The sequence below is a fragment of the Rhodanobacter glycinis genome, from assembly GCF_006438785.1.
GTDB classification, from domain to species: Bacteria; Pseudomonadota; Gammaproteobacteria; order Xanthomonadales; family Rhodanobacteraceae; genus Rhodanobacter; species Rhodanobacter glycinis_A.
The window spans coordinates 652,042-678,798 of sequence record NZ_RCZB01000003.1 but is presented as its reverse complement, the minus strand read 5'-3'; the positions used below and the strand labels follow the sequence as shown (position 1 = coordinate 678,798).

The window sequence follows — 26,757 nt, the reverse complement described above, 5'->3', positions numbered from 1 at the left end:
GATCCTGAATCTGTGTCACCCGTGGTGCCGAGCGTATCCGAACCAGTGGTTATCCAATTTATTGATCCCGGCGATACGTCAGCGCCGTGATCTGCTCGGACACCAGCCCAATGAGGAACACGATTACTGCAGCGCTCCATAACAGCGTGCTCATGTTGGTGAGGCGCCCTTCGTGAATGAAAGTCCATGCGTAGTTGACGCAGCCCATCAGAAAGAACACCACGCTGGCCGGCACAAACAACTTCAACGGCGAGTACAACGTGGCGATCTTGAAGATGATCAGCAGGAACCGCACGCCATCCCGCAGCGGCTTGATGTGGCTCTTGCCGATGCGCTGGGCTGCCTTGATCGGCACGTAAGCAACCGGGTAGGCGCTGCGGAAGAACGCCATGGTGCTGGTGGTGGGGTAGCTGAAGCCGTTCGGCAGCAAGTGCAGGAATTCACGGAACTTGTCTGCGCGTACGGCGCGGAAGCCGGAGGTGAGGTCGAGCACCGGATGGCCGGTCATGCGGGTGGCCAGCCAGTTGTACAGCGTATTGGCGAGGCCGCGGCCGACGCCGGCCTGGCTGCCCCAGTCGCGGGCGCCAACGACCATGTCGTAGCCGCGGTTCAGTTGGTCGAGCAGTCGGGCGACGTCGGCTGGATCGTGCTGGCCGTCGCCGTCCATGAAGACCAGGATGTCGCCGGTGGCGGCACGTGCACCGCGCTTGATCGCCGCGCCATTGCCCATCGAATACGGCGAGGACAGGCATTCGACGCCGCTGCCCTTGCAGACGCTGCGGGTGTCGTCGATGGAGCCGTCGTCGACCACGATGATCTCGGCCTCGGGTTGGGCAGCGCGCAGGCGCGGCAGCAGTACGGCCAGCGCGGGCGCCTCATTCTTGGCAGGCAGGATGATGCTCAGACGGTTCAACAGGTGGCTCCCCTGGGTGAAGGGGGATCATAGCGTGAAGGGCGGATGGTGGTTGAGGAAGGGATTGGGTTTTGGGGCTTTCCCCCTCCGAGTCCAAACAGCTACCCCATCGCGACCTTTTCCTGCCAGCAGGAAAGGAACAGAACGCGTACGAAAAGCCTGCGCACGGCATCACCCCGCGGGTTCCGGATTGCAGGGAAAGGGATGACCTGCGGGCTGGACTGCGGTAGATTCAACCACATACAGAGGAAAGGTCGAATCTGGTTATGTCATCTCAATTGCAACCGTCGCTCGCAGGTCTGTCCGGCATGGCGCGCCGACTGGTGTCCGAAGGCGTGCTGCCGGAGTCGGATGTACGCAAGGCGATGGCGGACAGCGGTCAGCAGAAGGCCACGCTGGGTGCCTGGCTGCTCGATCACAATCTGGTCGACAGCGGCAAGCTGACGCAAATCGCCTCGGCCGAGTTCGGCATGCCGATGATGGATGTGGCTTCGCTGAATCCCGCGACCATGCCTTTGGACCTGATCAGCGAGGCACTGATCAACAAGCATCAGGCCTTGCCGCTGTTCCGTCGCGGCAAGCGGTTGTTTGTCGGCATTGCCGATCCGATGCAGTCGCATGCGCTGGACGAGATCAAGTTCCACTCCAACTGCATGGTGGAGCCGATCCTGGTTGAGCGGGGCTCGCTGCAGCGGGTGATCGAGGGTTTGCTCAACAGCATGCGCGACACCATGCCCGACATGGGGGGCGGCGAGCTGGACGGGCTGGAGCTGGAGGTTGGCGACGACGAGGCCGAGGCAACCGGCATTGATGCCAATGCACTCGACGACGCACCGGTGGTGAAGTTCGTCAACAAGATCCTGGTCGACGCGATCCGCCGGGGTGCCTCGGATATTCATTTCGAGCCGTTCGAAACCCAGTATCGGGTGCGCCTGCGCATGGACGGCATGCTGAAGGCCGTGGCCAGTCCGCCGATGAAGATGGCCAATCGCATCTCCTCGCGCATCAAGGTGATGGCGCAGCTGGATATTGCCGAGAAACGGGTGCCGCAGGACGGCCGCATCAAGCTCAACCTGTCCAAGACCCGTGCGATCGACTTTCGCGTAAGCACGCTGCCCACGCTGTTCGGCGAAAAGATCGTGCTGCGTATCCTGGACGGCTCGTCGGCCAAGATCGGCATCGAGAAGCTCGGCTACGAGCCGGAGCAGCAGAAGCTCTACCTCGATGCTATCCAGAAGCCCTACGGCATGGTGCTGGTCACCGGCCCCACCGGCTCGGGCAAGACCGTGTCGCTGTATACCGGCCTGAATATCCTCAACACCGCCGAGCGCAATATCTCGACGGTGGAAGATCCGGTGGAAATCCGTGTCGAGGGCATCAATCAGGTACAGCAGAACGTGAAGCGCGGCATGACCTTCGCCAGCGCGCTGCGCTCGTTCCTGCGCCAGGATCCGGACGTGATCATGGTCGGCGAGATCCGCGACCTGGAAACCGCCGAGATCGCGATCAAGGCGGCGCAGACCGGCCACATGGTGCTGTCCACCCTGCATACCAACGACGCCGCGCAGACCATCTCGCGCCTGATGAACATGGGCATCGCGCCGTACAACATCACCTCGTCGGTGACGCTGATCATTGCCCAGCGCCTGGCTCGGCGCCTGCACGATTGCAAGAAGCCGCAGAACCTGCCGCCACCGGTACTGCTGGCCGCCGGTTTCAGCCAGACCGACATCGACGCCGGGTTGACCATCTACGAGGCCGGCGGCTGCGACGGTTGCAATGAGGGCTACAAGGGCCGCGTGGGTATCTATCAGGTGATGCCGATGCTGGAGGACATCCAGAAAATCATCCTGCAAGGCGGCAATGCAATGCAGATCAGCGAGGTGGCCAAGGCCGCCGGAGTGAATGACCTGCGCGCGTCGGCCCTGCTCAAGGTCAAGCAAGGCTTGACCAGCCTGACCGAGATCGACCGCGTGACCAAGGAATGAGGCATGGATCTGGGACGCCCGTAGCATCGAACTTGCGTCCGGCGCCACGGTTTGGCACGACAGAAATGACATAAGCTGTACAAATACCTTGTCAGCCGCCTACTTGGACGGCTTCGGCACTGAACCACTGGGGGAACATGCGCATGGCCACGGCTACCGCAAAGCTAAACGCAAACGCAGACAAGACGCGTGCGCTCGGTGCGCAACGTGCCGAAGTCAGCCGCCTGACCACCTACGAGTGGGTCGCGCTGGACAAGCGTGGCAAGCGCATGAAGGGCGACATGGCGTCGAAGAACGCCTCGCTGGTCAAGGCCGAGCTGCGTCGCCAGGGCATGAACCCGCAAACCGTGCGGGAGCGCTCCAAGCCGCTGTTCGGCGCCACCGGCAGCACGGTCAAGCCCGGTGACGTTGCCGTGTTCAGCCGCCAGATCGCCACCATGATGGCCTCCGGCGTACCCATGGTGCAGTCGTTCGACATCATTGCCGATGGCCAGAAGAACATCCGCTTCAAGAACATCCTGCTCGACGTGAAACAGAACATCGAAGGCGGCGCGGCGCTGCATGAAGCGCTGGCCCGCTATCCGGTGCAGTTCGACGAGCTCTACTGCAACCTGGTACATGCCGGCGAGACGTCGGGTGTGCTGGATACCGTACTGGACACCGTCGCCACCTACAAGGAGCGCACGGAAGCGATCAAGAAGAAGATCAAGAAGGCGCTGTTCTACCCGATGATGGTGCTGGCCGTGGTGTTCATGGTCTGCCTGATCATGCTGCTGTTCGTGGTGCCGGTGTTCGCCAAGACCTTCCAGGATGCCGGTGCGCAGCTGCCCGCGCCCACCCAGCTGCTGGTCACCGCCTCGGAGTTCATGCAGAGCTACTGGTGGGTGGTGATCGGCGTGATCGGCGGCAGCATCGCCGCGCTGATCATCGCGAAGAAGCGTTCGGTGAAATTCGCGCACTTCCTCGACCGGATGGCGCTGAAGATGCCGGTGATGGGCAATATCGTGCGCAACTCGGCAATCGCCCGTTTCGCCCGCACGCTCGGCGTGACGTTCCGCGCCGGTGTGCCGCTGGTCGAGGCGCTGGACGCGGTGGCCGGCGCCACCGGCAGCGTGGTTTACGGCGATGCCGTGCGCCAGATGCGCGACGACATCTCGGTCGGCCACCAGTTGCAACTGGCGATGAAGCAGACTGGCCTGTTCCCCAACATGGTGGTGCAGATGACTGCCATCGGCGAGGAGTCCGGCTCGCTGGACAACATGTTGTTCAAGGTTGCCGAGTTCTACGAGGAAGAGGTCAGCAACGCGGTCGACACCCTGTCCACCTTGCTCGAACCGATCATCATGGTGGTGCTGGGTACCCTGGTCGGCGGCATGGTGATCGCCCTGTATCTGCCCATCTTCAAGCTCGCTGGCACGTTCTAGCACTTGAATGCCCCTCTCCCATCGGGAGAGGGGTTGGGGTGAGGGTCCGGTCGAAGCCATGCGTCACAAACCGCCGCTACCCACCCGCACCTTGACCACAGCAAAAGCCCTGCGCACCACCAGCACCGACGCCGAATCCAAACTCTGGTACCACGTGCGCGCCCGCCGCCTGGGCGGATTCAAATTCCGCCGCCAGCATTCCATTCCGCCTTATATCGCGGACTTCTATTGCGAAGAACTTCGCCTTGTCATCGAACTCGACGGTTCGCAACATAATGAACAGGTCGACAGCACAAGGACAAACGCTCTCGAAAGGCAAGGTTTGCTTGTCCTGAGATTCTGGGACAATCAGGTGTTGCAGGAGATTGACGCGGTGCTTGAGGTGATTTTGAGTATTGCGCGAGACCGTACCCTCTCCCCAACCCCTCTCCCGATGGGAGAGGGGCTTTAAAAAAAGCCCAGGCCTACCGATGCCCGAACTTCCTCTCGTCCTGTGGATTGCCCTTGCCGGCGTGCTCGGTCTGCTGGTGGGCAGCTTCCTCAACGTGGTGATCCTGCGATTGCCCGAACGCATGGCGGCAGGCTGGCGGCAGGAAGCACGCGAGGTGCTGGAACTTGAGGCCGATGTGACGCCGCTGCCGCCGGGGATCGTGCGTGAACCTTCGCATTGTCCGCACTGCAAGCACCCGCTGTCGGCGATGGACAATATTCCGTTGTTCGGCTGGCTGCTGCTGCGGGGACGCTGCCGTTACTGCCAGGCGAAGATCTCGATCCAGTATCCGCTGGTGGAGTTGCTCAGCGGCGTGCTGAGCGCGGTGATCGTGTGGAAATTCGGGCCATCGTGGGCAGCACTGGCGGGGCTGGTGCTGACCTGGACCCTGATTGCGTTGTCCGGTATCGATTTCCGTACCCAGCTGCTGCCCGACCAGTTGACCTTTCCATTGTTGTGGCTGGGCCTGGTGCTGGCGTTGCTGCCGATGTTCGTGACCGCGCCTTCGGCGATCATCGGGGCTGCCATCGGTTATCTGAGCCTGTGGAGCGTGTACTGGGTATTCAAGCTGCTCACCGGCAAGGAAGGCATGGGCCACGGCGATTTCAAGTTGCTCGCTGCGTTGGGCGCATGGATGGGGCCGGTATCGCTGCTGCCGATGATCCTGCTGTCGTCACTGATTGGTGCCCTGGTCGGCGGCACCTTGATCGCATTGCGCAAGCACGAACGTGATATCCCGATGCCGTTCGGACCATTCATCGCCGCCGCGGGCTGGGTGTGGTTCGTCGCCGGACACGGCTTGCTGCAGGGCTACATGCAGCTGACCGGCCTGCGATGAGCGCACGCACGCACGCCCTGACCATCGCGCTGACCGGCGGCATCGCTGCCGGCAAGACGGCGGTGGCGCGGCGCTTCGAGGCGCTGGGTGTGCATGTGCACGACGCCGACGTGGCGGCGCGCGAGGTGATCGAGCCGGGTACGCCCGGCCTGGCTGCCGTCGTCGGCGTGTTTGGTCCCGAGGTACTGGATGCCTCGGGGCGGCTGGATCGCCCCGCCATGCGTCAGCGCGTGTTTGCCGATCCTGCAGCGCGGAAGAAGTTGGAAGCGATCATCCATCCAGGGGTGCGTCAATGGCTGCGCGAGCGTGTGCTGGCCGAACAAGGGCCGTATTGCCTGCTGGCGATTCCACTGCTGGCTGAAAACATCGAGCACTACCGCTGGGTCGACCGCGTGCTGCTGGTCGATGTACCCGAGTCGGTGCAGATCACTCGCCTGATCGCCCGTGACGGCATCGACCAGACACTGGCCCGGCGCATGCTGGCCCATCAGGCGAGCCGTGCCGAACGACTCGCGCTGGCCGACGACGTCATCGAGAACGACGGCGACGAAGCTGCCCTGGATGACGCGGTAGCCACCTTGCATCAGCGCTATCTGGCCCTGGCTTCGTAGGCAGACCCTGCCTGCGCCCAAGTGTCTAGATCAGCCAGAACTCACGAATGCCAGCCACGCCCTGCCCGCTGCATTGACGGGCCTGCATGATATGCGAGGGCGCCATGCCACCGAGCGCGTATACCGGCAATGCGGCAGCCTCGGCCAATCTGTGGAATCGGGGCCAGCCCAGTGGCGGCCGCTGCGGCAGGTTGCGTGTAGCCGCAACCGGCGACAGCGTGGCGAAGTCCGCGGCAATACTCGACGCCTGCGTCAGGTGCGCCGCATCGTGGCAGCTGGCGCCGACCAGTTGCGCCAGCGGCAGCGGTCGCGCGGTCAGGGCAGCCAGTTGTGTGCTTTTCAGTTGCACGCCGATACCCAGCGCCAGCGCGCCTTCGATATCGCCATTGAGCAGCAACTGGGTGCCACGCCGACGGGCCAGCGGCAGCAAGGCAGCAGCCAGTTCGCGAACCAGTTCACGCGGCCATAACGGCAACCGCAACTGGACCAGTCGCTCGCCGCGCTCGATCGCCCGACCGATGCGCTCGAACCAGACGCCGCGTTGATCCGGTTTCACGCCGGGCGGCGTGATCGGGTAGCGGCGGGGTAGCCGCCATGCCTGCAGGATCGAGCGATCGGCAGGAGTCAGGATCGACGGATCGATCTGTGCCGGCGTGAGCCACTGCAATGCCTGTCCTTCCAGCGATTGCGGCACACCTTCCCATTGATCGGTCTGCCACGCATCCAGCAGCAACTCGCGGTCGACGTAATGACACGGCACCCGGATCAGCGGTTCGGCACGCTGCAGGGTGATACCGAGTTCTTCGTGAAGCTCGCGCGCCAGTCCCGCCAGCGGCGCTTCGTCGCGTTCAAGTTTGCCGCCGGGAAACTCCCACATGCCGGCCAGATGCTTGCCGGCGGGTCGCTGCGCCAGCAGCACGCGCCCCTCGGCGTCATGCATCACTCCGGCCATCACATGCATGACCGGCCTTGGCGCGATCGGCGCCGGCATCAGCTGTTGCGCAGGTATTCGACCATGTCGAAGTCGTACGCATGCTCGGCATCGGCCTTGTGATGCACGCGGGAAACCTCGGTCCAATCACTGAAATGCACGCCCGGGAAAAACGCATCGGCACCATCGATCGCGGCGCTTACCCAGGTCAGATACATGCGACGGGCCCGCGGCAAGGCTTCGGAAAACACCATGCCGCCACCAATCACCATCAGCCCGGTATTGTCGGTGCGCGCCTGCGCCTCTTCCACCGAACGCACCGTGATCTGGCCGGGGAACGGCGCCTCGTGCCGACGCGACAACACCAGATTGACCCGATCCGGCAGCGCGCGCCCGATCGACAAAGCGGTGTTGTAACCCATCAGGACATTCTTGCCGGTGGTCAGCTGCTTGAACCAGCGCAAGTCATCCGGCAGATGCCAGGGCAACTGGCCCTTGCGGCCAATGGCGAAGTTTTCGTCGAGCGCGGCAATCAGCGAAATAGCCATAACGGATCCTTGAAAGGCGTTGGTCGGTGAGGTGGCCGGCGCCTGCAAATGGCGCCACCGATGGCATCGAATCTTAACAGGATGGTGCTATGTCGCGACGGCAAACCGGGCGCCTCGCAGGTACTTGCGAGAGGCTTCGGCTGTCGGCTCCCGCGCACGGCAAAACGGCTAGACGGCCACGTCCGCCTTGATCGCCGGATGCGGCTGGTAGCCATCGATCGCGATGTCCTCATAGCGAAAATCGAAGATCGAACGGATCTCGGGATTGAGCTTCAACCACGGCAACGGCCGCGGCTCACGGGTCAGCTGAAGTCGCGCCTGTTCCACATGGTTGTTGTACAGATGCGCATCGCCCAGCGTGTGCACGAAATCGCCCACGCCCAGCCCGCATACCTGCGCAACCATATGGGTGAGCAACGCATAGCTGGCGATGTTGAATGGCACACCAAGGAAGATGTCGCCCGAACGCTGGTACAGCTGGCAACTCAGCTTGCCATCGGCCACGTAGAACTGGAACAGGCTGTGGCAAGGCAGCAATGCCATCTTCGGCAGCTCGCCCACGTTCCACGCGCTGACGATCAGCCGGCGCGAATCCGGGTTGCGCTTGATCTCATCGATCACCCATGCGATCTGATCGACCACACCGCCATCGGCGGTAGGCCAAGCACGCCATTGCTGGCCATAGACCGGGCCGAGATCGCCATTCGCATCGGCCCACTCGTCCCAGATGCGCACACCGTGTTCTTTCAGGTAAGCGATGTTGGTGTCGCCGCGCAGGAACCAGATCAGCTCGTGCACGATCGACTTCAGGTGCAGCTTCTTGGTGGTGACCAGCGGAAAACCCTGGCTGAGATCGAAGCGCAGCTGCCAGCCGAACACGCTGCGCGTGCCGGTGCCGGTGCGGTCGGTTTTTTCGGTGCCGTGATCGAGAACATGACGAAGCAGATCGAGATAGGCGCGCATGTTTCAAGCCTTTGCGGCAGCGGGTACCAGCGGCAGCGTGGGCGCCCGTCGCGACAGCGCGATCAGCAGCAATCCCACCACGATCAACGGCAGCGACTGCATCTGCCCCATCGTCACCCACTGCGTGCCGAACAGATAGCCGAGCTGCGGATCGGGCACGCGCACGAATTCCACCGCGAAGCGGAAACAGCCGTACAGCAGCGCGAACAGGCCCGACACGAGGTAACGCGGGCGCGGTTTCAGCGACACCAGCCACAGCACCACGAACATCAACACGCCTTCGAGCAGCATCTCGTACAGCTGCGAGGGATGCCGCGGCAGCCGATCCGGCGCTTGCGGAAAGATCATCGCCCACGCCACATCGCTGGGCTTTCCCCACAGCTCGCCGTTGATGAAATTGCCGAGCCGCCCCAGGCCCAACCCAAGCGGCACCAGCGGCGCCACGAAATCGATGGTGTCGAAAAAATGCAGCTTCTGCCGGCGCGACCACCACCAGCCGGCAACCAGCACGCCGAGCAAGCCGCCGTGGAAGCTCATGCCACCGTCCCACACCTTGAACAGCGTTTGCGGCGCAGTCCAGATCCAGTCGATGTCGGCATAGAACAGCATGTACCAGATCCGTCCGCCGGCAATCACGCCCAGCATGCCGTAGAACAGCAGATCGCCCAGCGCATCGCGGCTGACCGGCAGGCGCCCGCGCCGGCGCCGGTACTCGCCCAGCACGGCGACGAAGAAAAAACCGAGCAGGTACATCAGCCCGTACCAGTGCACCTGGACTGGGCCGAGCTGGAAAGCGACGGGGTTGATATCGACAACGAAGGGCTGGGACATGAGGACAAGGCTGGCTGACAAAGTGCAAGTGTAGCGGGCCGGGAATGCATGGCGTCAGCAGCCCTTTCGATCGCGGCTGCGCCGGCGCTAGAATCGCCGTTGACGCTGTCTGCACCGGGGGACGGGAACCAGGCAGCCGTCGTCACCGCCAGCGATATCCACATCCAGTCAGCCCGTCGTGCGCTCCAGGCGAGGCCGGCTCATCACACGGAGCGTGTCAGGGGGAAATCCGATGTCCTACCGTTTCGCGCGGACCATGCTGTCCGCTGCCTGTCTGTTATTGCCTGCGGCCGCCGCAGCGGCCGATCTGATCCCGGTGGAAGATTTCGCGCACCATCCGCTGTTGACGATGCCACGGCTCTCGCCGAATGGCGAATACCTCGCCGTCAACATGAATGACCCCGATGGCGAATCGCACCTGCTGGCCATCTACAAGGTGGACGACATGAGCCAGCCGGTGAGCATGTTGCGTCTACCCAAATATGAGATTGCCGCAAATATCACCTGGGTCAGCAATACCAGACTCGTGGTGGACAAAGGCAAAATGTACGGCTCGATCGACAAACCCTTCCTGACCGGTGAAGTGATCGCCACGGATCTGGACGGAAAGAATCAGGACTATCTCTACGGCCGCGACAGCATGAAGTACGGCACACGTGCGGGTACGCGCGGCACCGATCGCGGCTGGGGCTATGTCGACGACCTGCCGCAACCGACCAACGGCCACTTTTACATGGGCACGCAGAGTTGGGAGGAGACCGATACCAGCACGCTGTATGACGTCGACGCAGGCAAGAACACCCGCCATCTGATCGGCCAGATCGGAGTAGGCGGCATGAGTTTCATGGTCGGCGCCGATGGCAAGGCCCATTTTGCCTACGGCCGAAACGACGACTACGACTATGTCGTCTATCACCAGCAGGCAGCGGGCTGGGCCAAGATGACGCCCGCCCAGATCGGCGGCAGCTTTACACCGCGCTCTTTCGCCCCGGACAAACAACGCATCTACGCCGAATACAATGCTGGCGGCGGCCCTACCGAACTGGTGGAACAGGACGAGAACGGGGGCAACCGCAAGGTGCTCGCCAGTGACAGCTTCAGCAGTATCGGCAACGTCGAATGGACACCGTTTCCGAACCAGCCGTTCGCCACCGTGCCTGCCACCGGCATGCCGACATTCACCTATATCGATCCGAATCTTCCCACGGCGAAACTGCATCGCGCGTTGAGCCTGAAATTCCCCGGCAGCTACGTCCATTTCATCGACTTCAGCGAGGATGGCGGCAAGCTGCTGTTCTCGGTCAACAGCGACCGCGATCCGGGCACCTACTACCTGATCGACACGCATACCTACAAAGTGATCAAGCTGTTCGCCACGGCGCCGTGGATCGATCCAGCAAAGATGGCTGAGCGCCGCCCTCTGCACTTCAAGACCAGCGACGGCATGGAGCTGGAGGCGATCCTGACGATTCCGAACGGCACCAACCTGGCCAACCTGCCGATGATCCTGTTGCCGCACGGCGGGCCGATCGGCATACGGGACAACTGGGACTACGACCACGACGCCCAGTTCCTCGCCAGCCGCGGCTACCTCGTGCTGCAGGTGAATTACCGCGGCTCCAGTGGCCGCGGCGAGGACTTCCAGGAAGCCGGCTATCTGAAATGGGGCACCCGCATCCAGCAGGATCTGATCGACGGCGTGAAATGGGCTATCGCGGAAAACTACGCCGATCCGAAGCGCGTTTGCGTCTACGGCGGCAGCTTCGGCGGCTACTCGGCAATGATGACAACGATCCGCGCCCCGGGCATGTTCAAGTGCGCGGTGGGCTATGCCGGCGTCTACGACCTGGCCATGATGTACAAGAAGGGCGACATCAAAACAAGCAAGTCCGGCCGCAGCTATCTGAACACGGTCATCGGCAAGGACGATGCCGATCTCGCTGCCAACTCGCCTGACAAGCTGGCCGACAAGATCGACGTACCGGTACTGTTGATCCACGGTGAGGATGACAAGCGTGCGCCGTTCGCGCAGGCCAAGGCGATGCGTGCAGCACTCGATGCCGCGCACAAACCGTACGAATGGATGAGCAAGCCGGGCGAAGGCCACGGTTTCTACGACGAGAAGAACACCGTCGAGTTCTACAACCTGTTGCAGGCGTTCCTGGAAAAGCACATCGGCAAGGGTGTGTAGCCCGCGTCGCACGTGATAAACGAACGGCCACCTTCACGGTGGCCGTTTCGCTCCGTCGCCAGCCGCCGCGCGCTGTTCAGAGCAGTATCGGGCGATCGCGCAACTCGTCTGGACGGGGTTCGCCGCCGTCGGGAAAGTGCCGCTGCAACAGCACGTTCGCGGCGGCTATGCCGGCAACGCTGCCGTTGCGCCACTCCCCGCGCGCATAGCACTCGCGCATGTGCGCACAGATCGCATCCCATTCGCCTGCCGCCACCTTCGCCGCGATGCCGCGGTCGGCGACGATCTCGATACGGTGTTCGGCCATCAGCACGTAGAACAGCACGCCGCTGTTGCACTCGGTATCCCATACCCGCAACTGGGCGAATACCTGCTGCGCACGCGCAGGCGCATCGAGGCCATCCAGCACCGCCAGCGGGGACAATCGCGATTCGATTGCGAAACAGATTTCCCCACGGTGGGTGCGCTCGCCGGCCGCTACGGCGGTGGCCATGTCGTCCAGCAGTGCCGCGGGAAATCGCCGTGGCAGCTGGAACCAGCCGCCGAACAGGTTGGCCAGAAGTCGCCGCATGCGTGTCATCACCAGCTCCCCGAAGAACCGCCGCCACCGAAGCTGCCGCCACCGCCGCTGAAACCGCCGCCACCAAAGCTTCCGCCGCTACTGCCGCCACCCCAGCCACCACCGCCGAAGCCGCCCCAGCCACCGCCGCCGATCGAGCGCCCGGCGCCGCCCGGCAGCAGCATCAACACGCCGCCGATCAGCGCGCCGAGCATGCCTGCGCCCATCGATACCAGCAGCCACAACAGGCCGCCGACCAGCGCGGCGCCCACGGGCGCGCGCAACCAGGGCCGGGCGCGGCCGAACACGCTGCGCAGGAACAGCGCCGCGAACACGCCAATCATCAGGCTGTTCTGCAATCCCGGGCCGGAGCGCTCGTCGGCGGGCGAACCCTGCACCGGTGGCGGCAATGGTTCGCCATTGATAAGCAGGGTCAGCGCGCCAACCGCGTCGCTGATGCCGCCGAAATAATCGTTGCCGCGAAACTTTGGCGCGATGTATTCGCGGATGATCCGCGCGGTGGCCGCGTCGGGAATCGCGCCCTCCAGGCCGTAACCGACCTCGATGCGCACGCGGTGATCGTTCTTCGCGATCAGCAGCAGCACGCCATCGTCGATACCCTTGCGACCGACCTTGTTCGCCTCGGCCACGGCCAGCGAATAGCTCTCGATGTCCTGCCCGGATGTGCTGCCGACCATCAGCACGGTCAGTTGCGCACCCTTGGCGTTTTCCAGCGCAACCAGTTGCCCATCCAGCTGATCGACCTGTTGCGCCGTCAGCGTGCCGCTAAGGTCGGTGACGTGACGCGTCAGCGTCGGCGGAGCATCGGCGGCATGCAACAGGGCAGGCAACAGCAACGCCATCGCCAGCATCAGGCACAGGCGCGGCAAGCACCGAAACATCATCAATGCGTCGAGGTGGCGGAGGCCGGCGTGCCGGTGCCGAAGTCAACCGTCGGTGCAGTGGAGATCGCCTTCTCGTTATCCACGCTGAAATTCGGCTTGACCTTGTAGCCGAAGATCTTCGCGGTCATGTTGTTGGGGAAGGTGCGGATCATCCCGTTGTATTCCTGCACCGCCTGCACATAGCGGTTGCGCGCCACGGTAACCCGGTTCTCGGTGCCTTCCAGTTGCGCCTGCAGGTTCTGGAACAGGCCGTCGGCCTTCAGCTGCGGATAGTTTTCGCTGACCACCATCAGTCGCGACAGCGCGCTGCCCAGTTCGCCCTGCGCGGCCTGGAACTGCTGCAGTTTCTGCGGATCGTTGAGCGAGTCGGCGTTGACCTGCAGGCTGCCGACCTTGGCGCGCGCATTGGTCACCTCGACGAAGACCTTTTCCTCATGCTGGGCATAACCCTTGACCGTGTTGACCAGGTTCGGCACCAGATCGGCGCGACGTTGATACTGGTTGAGCACTTCGGACCAGGCTGCCTTGACCGCTTCGTCCTGCTTCTGGATGGTGTTGTAACCGCAGCCGGTCAGGCTGACGGCGAGCAGCAACAGCACGAGATTTCGCAGAAGTTTCATGGGGTCGCTCCGCTCCGGTGGAAAGTCATTCCATCATCCCATGCGAAGCGACGCAATCGTGTCGCCGCGGGGTGAAAACGCGCAGCTCAGCCGAACAGGCGTGGCCCGAGGATCAGGCCCCAGCTCAGTGCCACCATGACCAGCAGCACAAACACCGCCGCCGAGCCCATGTCCTTGGCGCGCCCGGCCAGTTCATGGAACTCGGGGCTGACCTTGTCGACCACCGCCTCGATGGCCGAATTGAGCAATTCGGCCGAGAGCACCAGCAACGGCGCCAGGATCAACGCGAATTTCTCCAGGCCGCCGTCACCGAGCCACAGGCCAAGCGGCACCATGATGATCACCAGACAGGCTTCCAGCCGGAATGATGCCTCGTGGCGCCAAGCGGCCCTGAAACCCTTCATCGACCACTGGAACGCATTCCAGAGCTGCTTCGGACCACGAAAACCTTCGGCGGCCATCGCGACGCGCCTTCAGGCTGCCGCCGATAACGGCGACCTGGCAACGGTTATGAGGGCTGGCACGAACGGCGATATCCCGACAATCGGCATGGGTGACAACTTCCCTTCAAACAGGTTGATTCAGGCGGTCATGATGCCACAGGCACCCATCGCGAGCGCCTGACGCAGGCTTTTGCAATGTCGCAGTGCAGCTACACCCCGATGGCGAATAGGTTACGCTTCGACGGTTGTGATCCGTTCAGGCTCGCATGTCATAGGGCGCTTTGGCGTCGCCACAGTTTGAATCCCACGGAAAAGAGTATGGCTATCCAGAATCCGCCCGTCTCGCAGACGCGCTCCTTCACCACCGTCTTCATGATCGAGATGTGGGAGCGCTTCGGCTTCTACGGCATGCAGGTGTTGATGGTCACGTTTCTGATGAAGAAGCTTGGCTTCGTCGACACCAGGGCCAACCTCGTCTGGGGTGCGGCGGCGGCGCTGATCTACGCCACGCCGGCAATCGGTGGCTGGGTCGGCGACAAGCTGCTGGGTACGCGACGCACCATGCTGATCGGCGCGACGGTGCTGGCGATCGGCTACAGCATCCTGTGGATCCCGCCGGAGACGCTGGGTCTGACCGATGGCGGCAGCGGCCTGATGGCGTTGCTGACCCCGGCCAACCTCACCTATTTCGCGCTCGGCGTGATCGTGGTCGGCAACGGCTTCTTCAAGCCCAACGCGGGCAATCTGGTACGCAAGATCTACGAAGGCGACGACACCAAGATCGACAGCGCCTTCACCATCTACTACATGGCGGTGAACGTCGGTTCGATGCTCTCGATGACGGCCACGCCGTGGATCCGCGACTATATCGGAGCGCGATACGGCGATTCGATCGGCTGGCATACCGCATTCGGCTGCTGCGCGGTGGGCCTGGTCCTCGGTTTGATCATCTATTTTTTCATGCGTCGCGCCTTACGGGACATCGGCTCGCCTGCGGACGACCTGCCGATGAACATGCGCCGGGCGTTGCCGGTGTTCGGCACGGCGTTTCTGTTGATCTTCGTTGTCGCGTTCATCCTGCAGAGCGAAGCCGTGGCGAGGGTCTGCGTCTACGCAGCCGGCGTGCTGATCCTGGGTGTGTTTGCCCACCTGATCCGCAGCAGCCAGCCCAGCGAGCGCGCCGGCCTGATCGCCGCACTGGTGCTGACCGTGCAGACGATCTTCTTCTTCATCTTCTACTCGCAGATGGCGACGTCGCTGAACCTGTTCGCGCAGCACAACGTGGACCTGTCGTTCAACGTATTCGGGGTACACCTGTTCAACTGGATTCCCGAGCAATACCAGAACCTCAATGCGATCTGGATCGTCGTCCTGAGCCCGGTGCTGGTATTCGCCTACAACTCGCTCGGCCGGATCGGCAAGGATCCTTCGATCGCACTGAAGTTCGCGCTGGGGTTTGCCGCCGTCGCCGTGGGTTTCTTCATGTATGGCGTGGGCGCAAGCTCAGCGGTGGCCGGCCAGGTATCGTCGTGGACGATGATCTGGGGCTATGGCTGGTACTCGCTGGGTGAGTTGCTGGTCAGCGGCCTGGGCCTGGCGATGATCGCGCGCTACGTGCCTTCGCGCATGGGCGGCTTCATGATGGGCGCGTACTACGTGGCGGTGGGCCTGTCGCAATACCTCGGCAGCATCGTGGCCAACTATGCGCACATCCCCGACAACATCACCGATCCGGTGCAGTCGCTGACGATCTACGTGAGCCTGTTCAACAAGCTCGGTTTCGTCGGTATCGCCTGCGTGCTGATCGCGCTGGCCATGCTGCCGCTGATGAACAAGCTGTCGGCCAGCCACTCCGATCCCGCGAACAACCACACGCCGCTGCCCGCCGTACGCAGCGAGGAATTCAACAACCCGTGAGTTCGAGGAATCCGCCGCCAGCGACGGCGGGCTCCAAAGGCTTTCTGATCAGCCCATGAACGCGATGTCCCATCGCAGCACCACCCGAATCGGCCCGTTCGCTCTCGCCCGCACGCTGGCCTGGCTGCGCCTGTGTGCCATCGCCGGGCAGAGCGTGGCCGTGCTGGTGTGCGCGTGGTGGATGCGGCTGGAGATTCCGCTGCTGCCGCTGCTGCTGGGCATCGGCCTGCTCGCCGTGTTCTCGGTGTTCGCCGCCTGGCGATTGCGCCAGCCGTGGCCACTGCGCGAATGGGAGGCGATCGGGCACATCGCCGCCGATACCCTGGTACTCGGTTACCTGCTGTATTTCACCGGCGGTGCCAGCAACCCGTTCATCACCTTGCTGCTGGTGCCGATCGCACTCAGCGCAGCGGCATTGTCGGCACGCGCGATTCTGGCGGTAGCGGCACTGGCCGGTGTCGCCTACGTGATCCTGTTGTACTGGCACGTGCCGCTGCCGATGCCGACACACGACGGCCCGCCTGGCCGTTTTTCACTGCACGTGGCCGGCATGGGCGTGAACTTCGTGATCAGTGCCTTGCTGCTCGGCTTCTTCATCAACCGGCTGGCCTACGCACTACGCGTACAACAGCTTGAAGTACAGCGCGTGCGCGAACGTGCGTTGCGCGACGAGGGCATCCTGGCGATCGCCACCCAGGCCGCCGGTGCCGCGCACGAACTCAATACGCCGCTGTCGACGATGCGCACCCTGTTGCCCGAATTGCGTCGCGAACATGCCGGCGACACCTCGCTGGCCGAAGACCTGGAACTGCTGGAGGGCCAGGTCGACCGCTGCCGCACGATCCTTCGCGAGATGGTCGCCTTCGGCAAGGCACAGCTGTCGCAGGAGCCGGAACGACTCAACGTGGAGCAGTTCATCCACGGCTGCCTGGAGCGTTTCCAGCTGCTGCGTCCGGAGGCCGAATTGACCCTCGAACTGGACGAAGCCACCGCACAGACCGTGCTGCGCACACCGCCGGGACTGCGCCATGCGCTCATCAACCTGCTCAACAACGCTGCCGATGCCTCGGCCGGCAACCACTCGCACGCGGTGGCGCTGCAGGTATCGCGCGAAGGTGGTTGGCTGCAGTTGAACGTGCGCGATCACGGTCCCGGCATTGACGCCACCGGCGAGCTGACCTTGCTGGGTCATTCGCAAAAGCAGACCGGGCTCGGCCTTGGCCTGGCCCTGGCCGAAGCCACCGCCGAACGATTGAACGGCGAGCTGATCGCCGGCAATACCGAACACGGTGCAGAAGTGTGCCTGCGCCTGCCGCTGGCGGTGATCGCCGAAAAATAGCCCCGCCCTTCGGCCCGGCAGGCGTGCAAGCGTCGTCGCTTCCGGCAAGAATGGGCATTGCTCCACTTCAGGAAACATCGCAATGACCGAGTTGCCCCACGCCGCTACCGTGCGCCCGCTGCTGCTGGTCGACGACGACGCCACGTTCCTGCGCGTGCTGGCGCGTGCGCTCGGCTCGCGCGGCTTCGAGATCATCACCGCAACCAGTTTCGACGAAGCGCGCACGCTCACGCGTCGGCATCAGCCGCGCTACTGCGTGCTCGACCTCAAGCTGGGCGAGGACAACGGCCTGCGCCTGATTCCCGAACTGCACGCGCTGGTGCCGGACCTGCGCGTACTGCTGCTGACCGGCTACGCCTCGATCGCCACCGCGGTGGAAGCGATCAAGCGCGGCGCCCACGACTACCTGGCCAAGCCGGTCGATGCCGATGCCGTAGTGCGAGCGCTGCTCGATGGCGACAACGATGCCGATGACTACGATCCGCCGGACGCCCCCGAGCAGCCGCTGGCGCTGCGCCGGCTGGAGTGGGAACACATCCAGCGCGTACTCACCGAATGCGACGGCAACATTTCCGAGACCGCGCGCCGCCTCGGCATGCACCGCCGCACCCTGCAGCGCAAACTGAGCAAGCACCCGGTGCGCGAGCGTCCCGAACGGGACGACTGATCCGGCAGTCAGCCGCCGTCGCAACGTCGGCGGGCACCTTTCACCGCATACCGGCGTCCCATGCACGCCGGACGATGCCGTTGTGCATCCGCCTGCACTCCCGCTGCGACAACGCGCCATCTGTTGCGCGCGCGACAGCGGACTATCCTTGCAACCCTAGACCCCCATCCAGAGTGTCGCTTGAACGCCTTTCCAATCGGCCTTTGTGCAGTCGCACTTGCGCTGTCCACCAGCCCGCTGTGGGCGACTGATCCTGCCCCTGCCACAACGACGCTTGCACCGGTCTCGGTGCACGCCAGCGACACCATGGTGATGGAAACGCCCAGCGTGCAGGTACGCGTCAGCCGCCTGAAGCTGCAGCAACAGAACGTCACCGAAAGCGCCGATGCCCTCAAGTACGCGCCGAACATGATGGTGCGCAAACGCTACGTCGGCGATCCGAATGCAGTGATCAGCGGCCGCAATGCCGGCACCCTGCAGAGTGCGCGCAGCCTGGTCTATGCAGACGGCCTGCTGCTCTCCAACCTGATGACCAACGGCTATGACGGCGCGCCGCGCTGGGGCATGGTGGCGCCGCAGGAAATCGGCGCCGTCGACATCCTGTACGGCCCGTATTCCGCGCTGTATCCGGGCAATTCGCTGGGCACCACGGTGCTGATCCACACTGTGCTGCCGCAACGGCTGACGGCCAGCGTCAGCAGCCAGTTCTTCAGCCAGGACTATCGCGATGCCTACGGTGCAGGCGGCCATTACAACGGCCACCAGGCGGCCGCCACGCTGGGCGACCGGCAGGGTCGCTGGAGCTGGCTGCTGGCGATCAGCCAGCTCGACAACCGCGGCCAGCCGATGCAGTACGCCAGCGCGAAGGCCGGCGGCGATCCGGCCACGGCGATCGCCGTAACCGGCGCCACGCCCGACCGCAATCCGAACGGCACATCGCGGCTGGTGTATGGCGCCAACAGCATCGAACACACCGTACAGAACCAGGCCAAGCTGAAAGTCGGCGTCGACGTCACCGACCATGTCGCCGCGTTGTTCAGCGTGGGCCGGTGGCATAACCGCGCCGACGACCGCACCCGCAGCCTGATCCGCGATGGCGCCGGTCAGCCGGTGAGCGGCGGCGTCATCAGCGTCGGCGGTCGGACCTGGACCCTGCCGGCCAGCGGCCTGGCGCCCACGTCGGCCCGCGACACGCACATGCTCTACGGCGTCGAGTTGAATGGCCACCTCGACAACGGCTGGCGCTGGACCGCGGTGGCCAGCCATTACGATTTCCTGCGTTCGCTGGCGAGCACAGCCAGCCTGCCCGAGCCCGGCTCGCCGCGTGGTGGCCCCGGCACGATCGCGAACAAGGCGGGCTCCGGCTGGGACACCTTCGACCTGCGCAGTTCCGGCCCGCTCGGCGAACAGCACATGCTGTACGCCGGCGTGCATGGCGACCGCTACGTGCTGGAGACCCGTGTGCGCAATGCCAGCGACTGGCGCGATGCGGCCGACGGCACGCCGGTCAGCGCGTTCGCCGGACGCAGCCAGACCCGCGCCGCCTATCTGCAGGACGTGTGGAGCTTTGCGAATGCATGGTCGCTCACCCTCGGTGGGCGGCTGGAGCAGTGGCGCGCCTACGGCGGCCTGCTGGCCAACGCGAGCCACACGTTGCGTTATGCCGATCGCCAGCGCACCGATTTTTCACCGAAGGCAGCGCTGAGCTGGGATTTCGCCGATGGCTGGGAACTGCGTCTGGCCGATGGCAAGGCGGTGCGTTACCCCACCGTGGCGGAGTTGTTCCAGGGCAGCATCTCGGCCAATGCGATCGTCAACAACAACCCCGACCTCAAGCCCGAGCGCGACGAGTCCACCGACCTCACGCTCACCCGCCAACTCGCCAACGGGCACTGGCGCGTATCGCTGTTCCAGGACCGCATCGCCGACTCGCTCTACTCGCAAACCGACATCACCGTCACCCCCAGCATCACCAGCGTGCAGAACATCGACCGCATGCGCAACCGCGGCATCGAGGGCGAGATCGGCCTGACGGACGTCTGGACGGCCGGACTCGACCTGCAGGCCAGCGTCGCGTTCAACAACGCCAGGACGCTGGACGACCGCCAATACCCGCTTGCCAACGGTAAATATTTTCCGCGCATTCCCAAACTGCGCACCAGCGTGTTCGCCGACTACCGCTTCGCGCCACAGTGGGATGCTTCGCTGGGCGTACGCCACTCCGGTCGCCAGTACGGCTCACTGGACAACAGCGACTACGTGGACACCTATGGCGCGGTGAGCAGCTTCACCGTGGCCGACGCCAGGCTGCGCTGGAAGTTCTCGCCGGGCTGGAGCGCCTCGCTTGGCGTGGACAACCTCACCAACGAGCAGTACTGGGTCTACCATCCCTATGCCGGCCGCACCTGGTTCGGCGAGCTGCGCTGGGAGTTGTGAACAACGCGGCTTTGCTGCTCCCCCTGAAGGCAGCGGGCAAGGCCGCAGATTAACCCGAGGAATTGCGATGCGTCGCCTGCTGATCAGCCTGCTCTGCCTGTTGTCGCCCGTGCTGATGGCGCATGACGGCATGCACATGGACATGCCCAAGGGCCCCGAACTCGGTGCCAGTGCCGCGTTCGACAGTCATGGCCGCCTGTGGCTGGTGGACGCGGCCGATGGCCATGTGCGGCTGCGCCATTCGGATGACGACGGCCGTACGCTGAGCGCACCGATCGAGGTGAACACGCTGGCCGAGCGCATCTACGCCGAAGGCGAGAATCGACCGAAAATCGCGCTCGGCCCGCACGACGAAATCTACGTGAGCTGGTCGCAGCCGCGCGCCAAACCGTGGACCGGCTTCGTGCGCTTCGCCCGCTCGCTGGATCGGGGCGAACATTTCAGCGAACCGCTAACCGTGCATCAGGATCGCGCCGAGATCACCCACCGCTTCGACGCGCTGGCCGTGGACGGCGGCGGCCGCATCGTGATCGCGTGGATCGACAAGCGCGACGTGATCGCCGCCACGGCGCAGGGCAAACCGTATCTGGGCGCCGCCGTGTACTACAGCTGGTCCAACGACGGCGGTGTCAGCTTCGTACCCGAACAAAAGCTGATCGACCAGAGCTGCGAATGCTGCCGCATTGCCCTGGCGCGCACGCCCGGTGGCGAAATAGCCGCGTTCTTTCGCAGCATCTACGGCGACAACATCCGCGACCACGCCTATGCCGTGCTGCATGTGGGTGGCCAGACGAGTCATGCCGAGCGTGCCACTTTCAGCGAATGGCAGATCGCCGGCTGTCCGCACCACGGCCCAGGCCTGGCGATCGGCAACGACGGCATTCGCCATGCGGTGTGGTACGAAGCCAAGGGCCCGCCGACGATCTGGTACGGACAGCTCGATCCCACCCGTCCACCGCAACATCCGCTGGCCATCGCCGCCGCCGGCGCCAGCCATGCCGATGTGGCCGTGCATGACCACACGGTGTGGGTGGTCTGGAACCAGGTCAGCGCTGATGGTTATGCGCTGATGGCCCGCCACTCCGCCGACGACGGCGTGCACTTTGATGCCGCCCGCGAGATCGCCCGCAGCCGCGGCGCCGCCGGTTCACCGCAGTTGCTGCACAGGCAGGGGCGCGCCGTGGTGGCCTGGAACACCGCGGCCGGCTTTCGGGTGATCCCCGTGGAGGCCCCGCGATGAACCGCCTGCTGCTCGCGTTCGCGCTGCTGTTGCCGGCTTCGGCATTCGCCGGCCCCGTGCAACCATTGACCGCGGCCGAGGTGCCGGCACTGCTGCAGCCGCCGGCGCATGGCGAGCGGATCATTGCGCTGTGGTCGCTCGATTGCGCCTACTGCGAGCCGAACCTCGCGGCACTGGCTGCCTTGCAGCGCGCTCATCCGCGGGACATTGAACTGATCACGCTGGCGACCGACAGCGTCGAACAGCGCGATGCGATCGAAGCCCGTTTGCGCGGCATGAAGATGGCCGCATATCCAGCCCGCGCCTATGCCGAAGCGTCTCCCGAACGGATCAGCTTTTTGCTCGATCCCCACTGGGGTGGCGAAACACCCCGCGTGCTGGTGATCCGTGCGGACGGCAGCCGGCTCGGCATCAGCGGCGCGCTGACAGCCGCACAACTGCAAAGGATTCGGTAACCGCGCGAAGGGTGCTCAGGGCTGCGCCGAACTTTCCGCTGGAGCCGGCACCGGCAGCTCGGCAGTGCCGTCGTCCTCGTCGCCGTAGAGCGCCACGTGCGCCACACCGTCGGCACCCATCCAGCCACGGTACATGCCATCGGTATTGAACGGGATCGAGATGTGGCCGCCGGCATCCAGCGCGATCGCGCCGCCGTTGCCACCCATCGAAGGGATGTCCTGGTTGATTACCTCGGCGGCGGCGCGCTTCAGCGGCACGCGCATCTCGGTGACCTTCATGCAGATCGCATGCGCCGCCACGGTGCGCATGTAGAACTCGCCCCAGCCCGTGCCGGATACCGCGCAGCCGGAGTTGGCGTAGGTGCCGGCGCCGATGATCGGCGAGTCGCCAATGCGCCCCCAGCGCTTGTCGGTCATGCCGCCGGTGGATGTGCCCGCGGCCAGGTGCCCCTGCGCATCCAGCGCCACCGCGCCGACCGTACCGAAGTGTCTGGCCGTCTCGACGTCCGCATGCGGCTTCTTCGCAGCGTCTTCCTTCAACGCCTTCTGCAGCTGCTGCCAGCGCTCGTCGGTGCGGAAATACGACGGATCGACCAGCGGCATGCCGATGCTCTGCGCGAACGCCTCGGCGCCATCGCCGGACAACATCACATGCGGCGACTGTTCCATCACCGCACGCGCCAGCAGGATCGGATTCCTGATCCGCCGCACCCCGGCCACCGAACCGGCACGCAGCGTATAGCCGTCCATGATGGCCGCGTCCAGTTCGTTGGTTCCGTCGTGGGTGAACACCGCGCCTCTGCCCGCGTTGAAGTTCGCGTCATCCTCCAGCACGGCGATCGCGACGGCCACTGCGTCCAGCGCACTCTTGCCCGCCTTGAGCTGGGCGTAACCGTCGTGCAGCGCCTGGCTCATTGCGGCACGCACCGCCTGCTCCCTCGCCGGCGTCATCTCCCGCTTGATCACCCCGGCTCCGCCGTGGATCACCAGTACGGGTGAGACGGCGGCGTGGCTCATGGCGGAGATTCCGAGGGCAGCAAGGGCAAGTAACACGTGGTGCGGCTTCACTTCACTCTCCGGATGCGTGACGGGGCGAGTATAGCCAGCCCGTCGATCACTTCGGCTCGAAGTGCACCCGGTTTCCGTCGAACACCGCTTTCGCGCCGTCGACATCGGCAATCAGCTGCATCGCGCGCTCAGCCGGAATCTTGTCGAAATTCAGCGTGACCAGACGATTGTCCAGCGCTTCCGGATTGACCAGGGTCAGCCCCGCGCCCAATGCCACCGAGACGGCGACGGCACGCGCGGATTCATTGCGTACCGCCTGGCTGATCAGGCGCAGGCGGGCGCCGGTGTCGGCGGTCGTGGCGGTACGCGCCGGACAGCCAGCGAGCGACGTTATATCGACGGCATACCCATGTTTGCCGTCCTCGCCCCTGCCTTCGGCATGCACGGCTTCACCGAGCGCGCCATGCAGCTGGGTATGGGCCACAGGCTCGCCGCCGGCACCGGTCACTGCAAGATCGATGCGCAACCGGCTTTCGCCTTCGGGCGACGGCGTGGCTTCAATCGTCCAGCCATGGGTGCTTACCGTCCCGCTCTTGCCGGGGGCCATGCACAACGCAAGCGTCATCCGTTCGGCAGGGCTGGCATGCGCGTCGCCGGTGGTGAGTTCAACCATCATGTCCAGCTGGTATTCGTCGACAGCAGCAGACCCTTGGACAGTTCCGTGGCGCTGTCCGGATGGTGCACTGGCGGCATAGACAGAGCCGGCCACGACGCAGGCGAGCATGACAACCACCATGCTGCCCGTACTGCGACGAAGACGACCAGGCAAGGGCAATTTCAACATGGCAATACGCTCCGTGAGTGGGTGACGAGGTGACCAGGGACAACCCACCGGCAGCGCAAACAGCGCCGACTGGGTCTTCAACATCGCATTCGCATAGCTGCGCCGCTGCGCGCCGTGTTCGCGCAATACGGCGGCGTCGCAGGCCAGTTCCTGGTCGTGGCGCAGCGCACCGAGTGCCCACCACGCCAGCGGATGAAACCAGAACATCGCAGAGACGATCTGCGCCAGCAGACACCACCAGCCATCGCGCCGGCGAGCATGCATCGCTTCGTGGGCAAGGATCAACGCCCGCTCGATGGCGCCGTAGCGACGCTCGAAATCGGCGGGCAGCACGATACGGGCTTGCCACGCACCGACCAGCGCCGGTCCGACATCGGCGTTGGCAGCACGCAGCACCGGCCAGCGCGATGGTGCGTGGGCCATCGGTGTGGCTCCACGCAGGCGGGAGCGATAGCGCGACTGCGCCATCGCGGCCAGCGCCAGGCTCGCCACGATGCCGGCAAGCCAGACCAGTCCGGCACAGCTGCGCCAGCCGATACTTGTCGATGCGCTGGCATGGATGGGCGACGCACCGACCACCGAGGTGATCATGTACACCAGCGATGGCAGCGGCGCGCGATCCGTGCCGGCGATGTGCGGCAACTGGCTGGCCAGCATCGCCAGCGGCACAAGCAGCCACAACTGAAATGCGTGTTCGGCGCCGAACGCGCGGCGGCAAGGCTTGCGCAGCAGCGCCACGCAGATGGCAGCCGCGGTAAACGCGAGGATCAGCAACCAACCGCGCCCGATCCAGTCGATGCTTGCCAGATCAATGTTCATCGTCGAGCTCCTGCAGCAGCTTGCGCAACTCGGCGATGTCCTTCTTCGACAACTTGCGCTGCTCGGAAAAGTGCGCGACCAGCGGCGCCACGCGACCGCCGAACAGGCGATCGAGCAGACCCTTGCTCTCCTGCTGCACGTAGTTCTCGCGAGTCAGCAGCGGTGTGTACAGGTAGCGGCGACCGTCGCGCTCGGCATGCACGGCCGTCTTGCGCAGCAGCCGGTTGAGCAGGGATTTCACCGTACCCTCCTGCCAGTTCTGTGCCGGACCGACCTCGGCGAGGATCTCCTCCGCACTGAGCGGTGCCTCGCGCCACAGCACATCCATCACCACCGCTTCCGCTTCGCTGATTGCCATGCGTCACCGTTTACGCGTGTAAGTGCAATTATGTTTACACGCGTAAATGATGCCGTCAAGCCTCGATGCATTCATTGTCCTGGCGCCTCGTCACATCATGAAGATGGCAAAGGCCGATCGCCACGAAGCCACGCCGTGTGCGGCTTCGGGACAACTTCAGATAGGCACCTGGCTCCTTGCGCCGGTTGGCCTGCGCGTCCTCGAAGCGGCCACTGTCGCTATGACGTGAGCGTTTGCTGCAGGCGAGCTGAAGTCCCTATCGACAGGAGCGCAGGCGACCCGGCTCCTTGCGCTCGGAATCGTGCCACGCCCAGCGATCACCAGCGACGGCATCTCCGCTGTGATCATCCAGCGGGAAGACCACCGCACTGCGCGGCGCCACCCGCAGCAGGCTGCCCGGCTGCAGGTCGAGACGGGCCAGATCTTCGCTGGCAACATCGGCTTCGAGCGTCTGGTCGAATGCGGCGACATGCAGCTCCAGATGCGCCACGCTGCCGGCGAGGTAGATGTGGCGCAACCGCGCCGTCCACGCCGGCTGCGAAGCGGGCACCGGCTGCGAAGCGGGCACCGCCAGCGACAGATGTTCCGGCCTCACGTAGGCCACGGCCTGCGCATGGCGACCGCCCCAGGGATCACCGGGCAGCGTCCATTCGGCCGCCGAAAAATGGTTGCCGTCGCGGCGCAAGGTCAGCCGGTTGGCCTTGCCGATGAACTCGCACACGAACGGCGTGGCCGGCTGTTGATAGATGATCTCGGGCGAACCGACCTGCTCGATGCGCCCGTTGTTCATCACCACGATGCGGTCGGCCAGCTCCAGCGCCTCCTCCTGGTCGTGGGTGACGAACAGCGTGGTCAACTTCAGCTCTTCATGCAGCTCGCGCAACCAGCGGCGCAGGGTCACACGCACCTGCGCATCCAGCGCACCGAACGGCTCGTCGAGCAGCAACAGGTCGGGCTCGACTGCCAGCGCGCGGGCCAGCGCGACACGCTGGCATTGGCCACCGGACAGTTGCGCCGGATAACGGCCGCCGAGGCCTTCCAGCTGGACGCGCTTCAGCAGGCGTTCCACCCGTTCCCTGACCTCGGCGCGTGCAGGCCGTGAACGCCACGGACGCACGCGCAGGCCGAAGGCAATGTTCTCGGTCACGGTCAGGTGGCGGAACAGCGCGTAGTGCTGGAACACCAGACCGACCCGGCGCTCGCGTGTGTGGATTGCCAGGAAATCCTCGCCGTCGCGCAGCACGCTGCCGCTGTCGGGATAGTCCAGCCCGGCCAGGATGCGCAGCAGGGTCGTCTTGCCGGATCCGGAGGGTCCCAGCAGCGCGATGAATTCGCCCGGTGCGACCGTCAGGCTGACGTCCTTCAGCGCGGCGAAGTCGGTGAAGCGACGGCTCAGGTGAGACAGTTCCAGATTCATGC

The 26,757-nt window shown here is 64.4% G+C and carries 26 protein-coding genes; 13 read left to right on the top strand and 13 right to left on the bottom strand.

The window, feature by feature from the left end; genetic code table 11:
• Positions 1-58: 58 nt before the first annotated feature.
• A complete protein-coding gene (locus EAH75_RS13640; protein ID WP_140652330.1) occupies positions 59-913 on the bottom strand; it encodes a glycosyltransferase family 2 protein in 855 nt (284 codons plus the stop codon).
• Positions 914-1,179: 266 nt separating this feature from the next.
• Between EAH75_RS13640 and pilB the strand changes: the two genes are divergently transcribed.
• The 5 genes from pilB (at position 1,180) to coaE (ending at position 6,264) form a co-directional block, all read left to right on the top strand.
• Positions 1,180-2,901 (top strand): type IV-A pilus assembly ATPase PilB, encoded by a 1,722-nt coding sequence (gene pilB, locus EAH75_RS13635; RefSeq protein WP_140652328.1) that lies wholly within the window; start codon positions 1,180-1,182, stop codon positions 2,899-2,901.
• Positions 2,902-3,044: 143 nt separating this feature from the next.
• A complete protein-coding gene (locus EAH75_RS13630) occupies positions 3,045-4,325 on the top strand; it encodes a type II secretion system F family protein (RefSeq protein ID WP_140652326.1) in 1,281 nt (426 codons plus the stop codon).
• A gap of 58 nt (positions 4,326-4,383) precedes the next feature.
• A complete protein-coding gene (locus tag EAH75_RS13625) occupies positions 4,384-4,776 on the top strand; it encodes an endonuclease domain-containing protein (RefSeq protein WP_140652325.1) in 393 nt (130 codons plus the stop codon).
• Between the two features lie 19 nt (positions 4,777-4,795).
• A complete protein-coding gene (locus tag EAH75_RS13620; RefSeq protein ID WP_140652323.1) occupies positions 4,796-5,653 on the top strand; it encodes a prepilin peptidase in 858 nt (285 codons plus the stop codon).
• The gene (coaE, locus tag EAH75_RS13615; RefSeq protein WP_140652321.1) at positions 5,650-6,264 is read left to right on the top strand and encodes a dephospho-CoA kinase; all 615 of its coding nucleotides are present in this window, start codon (positions 5,650-5,652) and stop codon (positions 6,262-6,264) included. The genes EAH75_RS13620 and coaE overlap by 4 nt, the downstream gene beginning before the upstream one ends.
• Before the next feature lie 25 nt (positions 6,265-6,289).
• Here the strand turns inward: coaE and EAH75_RS13610 are convergent, their stop codons facing one another.
• The 4 genes from EAH75_RS13610 to lgt form a co-directional block, all read right to left on the bottom strand.
• The gene (locus tag EAH75_RS13610; RefSeq protein WP_240046227.1) at positions 6,290-7,255 is read right to left on the bottom strand and encodes a Nudix family hydrolase; all 966 of its coding nucleotides are present in this window, start codon (positions 7,253-7,255) and stop codon (positions 6,290-6,292) included.
• The gene (locus EAH75_RS13605) at positions 7,255-7,743 is read right to left on the bottom strand and encodes a dihydrofolate reductase (protein ID WP_140652319.1); all 489 of its coding nucleotides are present in this window, start codon (positions 7,741-7,743) and stop codon (positions 7,255-7,257) included. Before EAH75_RS13605 ends, EAH75_RS13610 begins: the two co-directional genes overlap by 1 nt.
• Positions 7,744-7,911: 168 nt before the next feature.
• Complete coding sequence (locus EAH75_RS13600; RefSeq protein ID WP_140652316.1) at positions 7,912-8,706, bottom strand: thymidylate synthase; 795 nt, start codon at positions 8,704-8,706, stop codon at positions 7,912-7,914.
• 3 nt (positions 8,707-8,709) lie between these two features.
• On the bottom strand, positions 8,710-9,537 hold the full coding sequence (lgt, locus tag EAH75_RS13595) for a prolipoprotein diacylglyceryl transferase (protein ID WP_140652314.1): 828 nt from the start codon (positions 9,535-9,537) through the stop codon (positions 8,710-8,712).
• Between the two features lie 232 nt (positions 9,538-9,769).
• Here lgt and EAH75_RS13590 point away from each other — a divergent pair, with 232 nt between their 5' ends.
• Positions 9,770-11,728, top strand: coding sequence for an alpha/beta hydrolase family protein (locus tag EAH75_RS13590; protein ID WP_241668946.1), 1,959 nt, complete (start codon positions 9,770-9,772; stop codon positions 11,726-11,728).
• 76 nt (positions 11,729-11,804) lie between these two features.
• Here the strand turns inward: EAH75_RS13590 and EAH75_RS13585 are convergent, their stop codons facing one another.
• From EAH75_RS13585 to EAH75_RS13570, 4 genes are all read right to left on the bottom strand, one after another.
• Entirely contained in the window at positions 11,805-12,308 is a 504-nt protein-coding gene (locus EAH75_RS13585) for a TPM domain-containing protein (RefSeq protein WP_140652311.1), read from the bottom strand.
• On the bottom strand, positions 12,308-13,189 hold the full coding sequence (locus tag EAH75_RS13580) for a TPM domain-containing protein (RefSeq protein WP_170212232.1): 882 nt from the start codon (positions 13,187-13,189) through the stop codon (positions 12,308-12,310). The genes EAH75_RS13585 and EAH75_RS13580 overlap by 1 nt, the downstream gene beginning before the upstream one ends.
• A gap of 2 nt (positions 13,190-13,191) precedes the next feature.
• Complete coding sequence (locus tag EAH75_RS13575; protein WP_140652307.1) at positions 13,192-13,812, bottom strand: LemA family protein; 621 nt, start codon at positions 13,810-13,812, stop codon at positions 13,192-13,194.
• Between the two features lie 86 nt (positions 13,813-13,898).
• The gene (locus tag EAH75_RS13570) at positions 13,899-14,216 is read right to left on the bottom strand and encodes a diacylglycerol kinase (protein ID WP_240046235.1); all 318 of its coding nucleotides are present in this window, start codon (positions 14,214-14,216) and stop codon (positions 13,899-13,901) included.
• Between EAH75_RS13570 and EAH75_RS19960 the strand changes: the two genes are divergently transcribed.
• The 7 genes from EAH75_RS19960 (at position 14,146) to EAH75_RS13540 (ending at position 22,309) form a co-directional block, all read left to right on the top strand.
• Complete coding sequence (locus tag EAH75_RS19960; RefSeq protein ID WP_240046237.1) at positions 14,146-14,436, top strand: hypothetical protein; 291 nt, start codon at positions 14,146-14,148, stop codon at positions 14,434-14,436. The genes EAH75_RS13570 and EAH75_RS19960 overlap by 71 nt on opposite strands.
• A gap of 137 nt (positions 14,437-14,573) precedes the next feature.
• Positions 14,574-16,172, top strand: coding sequence for a peptide MFS transporter (locus EAH75_RS13565; RefSeq protein ID WP_140652303.1), 1,599 nt, complete (start codon positions 14,574-14,576; stop codon positions 16,170-16,172).
• 64 nt (positions 16,173-16,236) lie between these two features.
• Positions 16,237-17,511, top strand: a complete 1,275-nt coding sequence (locus EAH75_RS13560; protein ID WP_140652481.1) for an ATP-binding protein — start codon at positions 16,237-16,239, stop codon at positions 17,509-17,511.
• Positions 17,512-17,593: 82 nt separating this feature from the next.
• Positions 17,594-18,178 carry a response regulator transcription factor gene (locus tag EAH75_RS13555; protein WP_140652301.1) on the top strand — a complete coding sequence of 195 codons (585 nt, stop codon included), beginning with the start codon at positions 17,594-17,596 and terminating at the stop codon, positions 18,176-18,178.
• A gap of 180 nt (positions 18,179-18,358) precedes the next feature.
• A complete protein-coding gene (locus tag EAH75_RS13550) occupies positions 18,359-20,614 on the top strand; it encodes a TonB-dependent receptor (protein WP_140652299.1) in 2,256 nt (751 codons plus the stop codon).
• A 67-nt stretch (positions 20,615-20,681) separates the two neighbouring features.
• Positions 20,682-21,854 carry a sialidase family protein gene (locus tag EAH75_RS13545; RefSeq protein ID WP_140652297.1) on the top strand — a complete coding sequence of 391 codons (1,173 nt, stop codon included), beginning with the start codon at positions 20,682-20,684 and terminating at the stop codon, positions 21,852-21,854.
• The gene (locus tag EAH75_RS13540; protein WP_140652295.1) at positions 21,851-22,309 is read left to right on the top strand and encodes a hypothetical protein; all 459 of its coding nucleotides are present in this window, start codon (positions 21,851-21,853) and stop codon (positions 22,307-22,309) included. Before EAH75_RS13545 ends, EAH75_RS13540 begins: the two co-directional genes overlap by 4 nt.
• A gap of 15 nt (positions 22,310-22,324) precedes the next feature.
• Here EAH75_RS13540 and EAH75_RS13535 read toward each other — a convergent pair whose 3' ends face one another.
• The 4 genes from EAH75_RS13535 to EAH75_RS13520 form a co-directional block, all read right to left on the bottom strand.
• Positions 22,325-23,326: an isoaspartyl peptidase/L-asparaginase family protein gene (locus EAH75_RS13535; protein WP_140652293.1), complete on the bottom strand. Its 1,002-nt coding sequence runs from the start codon at positions 23,324-23,326 to the stop codon at positions 22,325-22,327.
• A 97-nt stretch (positions 23,327-23,423) separates the two neighbouring features.
• The gene (locus EAH75_RS13530; RefSeq protein WP_140652291.1) at positions 23,424-24,980 is read right to left on the bottom strand and encodes a M56 family metallopeptidase; all 1,557 of its coding nucleotides are present in this window, start codon (positions 24,978-24,980) and stop codon (positions 23,424-23,426) included.
• Positions 24,970-25,338 (bottom strand): BlaI/MecI/CopY family transcriptional regulator, encoded by a 369-nt coding sequence (locus tag EAH75_RS13525; RefSeq protein WP_140652289.1) that lies wholly within the window; start codon positions 25,336-25,338, stop codon positions 24,970-24,972. The genes EAH75_RS13530 and EAH75_RS13525 overlap by 11 nt, the downstream gene beginning before the upstream one ends.
• A 256-nt stretch (positions 25,339-25,594) precedes the next feature.
• On the bottom strand, positions 25,595-26,755 hold the full coding sequence (locus tag EAH75_RS13520) for a sulfate/molybdate ABC transporter ATP-binding protein (protein ID WP_140652287.1): 1,161 nt from the start codon (positions 26,753-26,755) through the stop codon (positions 25,595-25,597).
• Between the last annotated feature and the right edge of the window lie 2 nt (positions 26,756-26,757).

Coding starts and splice junctions, on each gene's coding strand:
- EAH75_RS13545 (WP_140652297.1), top strand. CDS start 20,682: ATGCGTCGCCTGCTGATCAGCCTGCTCTGCCTGTTGTCGCCCGTGCTG.
- EAH75_RS13570 (WP_240046235.1), bottom strand. CDS start 14,216: ATGAAGGGTTTCAGGGCCGCTTGGCGCCACGAGGCATCATTCCGGCTG.
- EAH75_RS13620 (WP_140652323.1), top strand. CDS start 4,796: ATGCCCGAACTTCCTCTCGTCCTGTGGATTGCCCTTGCCGGCGTGCTC.
- EAH75_RS13520 (WP_140652287.1), bottom strand. CDS start 26,755: ATGAATCTGGAACTGTCTCACCTGAGCCGTCGCTTCACCGACTTCGCC.
- lgt (WP_140652314.1), bottom strand. CDS start 9,537: ATGTCCCAGCCCTTCGTTGTCGATATCAACCCCGTCGCTTTCCAGCTC.
- EAH75_RS13530 (WP_140652291.1), bottom strand. CDS start 24,980: ATGAACATTGATCTGGCAAGCATCGACTGGATCGGGCGCGGTTGGTTG.
- EAH75_RS13585 (WP_140652311.1), bottom strand. CDS start 12,308: ATGACACGCATGCGGCGACTTCTGGCCAACCTGTTCGGCGGCTGGTTC.
- EAH75_RS13555 (WP_140652301.1), top strand. CDS start 17,594: ATGACCGAGTTGCCCCACGCCGCTACCGTGCGCCCGCTGCTGCTGGTC.
- EAH75_RS13560 (WP_140652481.1), top strand. CDS start 16,237: ATGTCCCATCGCAGCACCACCCGAATCGGCCCGTTCGCTCTCGCCCGC.
- EAH75_RS13630 (WP_140652326.1), top strand. CDS start 3,045: ATGGCCACGGCTACCGCAAAGCTAAACGCAAACGCAGACAAGACGCGT.
- EAH75_RS13600 (WP_140652316.1), bottom strand. CDS start 8,706: ATGCGCGCCTATCTCGATCTGCTTCGTCATGTTCTCGATCACGGCACC.
- EAH75_RS13540 (WP_140652295.1), top strand. CDS start 21,851: ATGAACCGCCTGCTGCTCGCGTTCGCGCTGCTGTTGCCGGCTTCGGCA.
- EAH75_RS13580 (WP_170212232.1), bottom strand. CDS start 13,189: ATGTTTCGGTGCTTGCCGCGCCTGTGCCTGATGCTGGCGATGGCGTTG.
- EAH75_RS13575 (WP_140652307.1), bottom strand. CDS start 13,812: ATGAAACTTCTGCGAAATCTCGTGCTGTTGCTGCTCGCCGTCAGCCTG.
- EAH75_RS19960 (WP_240046237.1), top strand. CDS start 14,146: ATGATGATCACCAGACAGGCTTCCAGCCGGAATGATGCCTCGTGGCGC.
- EAH75_RS13610 (WP_240046227.1), bottom strand. CDS start 7,255: ATGCCGGCGCCGATCGCGCCAAGGCCGGTCATGCATGTGATGGCCGGA.
- EAH75_RS13535 (WP_140652293.1), bottom strand. CDS start 23,326: ATGAGCCACGCCGCCGTCTCACCCGTACTGGTGATCCACGGCGGAGCC.
- EAH75_RS13605 (WP_140652319.1), bottom strand. CDS start 7,743: ATGGCTATTTCGCTGATTGCCGCGCTCGACGAAAACTTCGCCATTGGC.
- EAH75_RS13565 (WP_140652303.1), top strand. CDS start 14,574: ATGGCTATCCAGAATCCGCCCGTCTCGCAGACGCGCTCCTTCACCACC.
- EAH75_RS13525 (WP_140652289.1), bottom strand. CDS start 25,338: ATGGCAATCAGCGAAGCGGAAGCGGTGGTGATGGATGTGCTGTGGCGC.
- EAH75_RS13590 (WP_241668946.1), top strand. CDS start 9,770: ATGTCCTACCGTTTCGCGCGGACCATGCTGTCCGCTGCCTGTCTGTTA.
- pilB (WP_140652328.1), top strand. CDS start 1,180: ATGTCATCTCAATTGCAACCGTCGCTCGCAGGTCTGTCCGGCATGGCG.
- coaE (WP_140652321.1), top strand. CDS start 5,650: ATGAGCGCACGCACGCACGCCCTGACCATCGCGCTGACCGGCGGCATC.
- EAH75_RS13625 (WP_140652325.1), top strand. CDS start 4,384: ATGCGTCACAAACCGCCGCTACCCACCCGCACCTTGACCACAGCAAAA.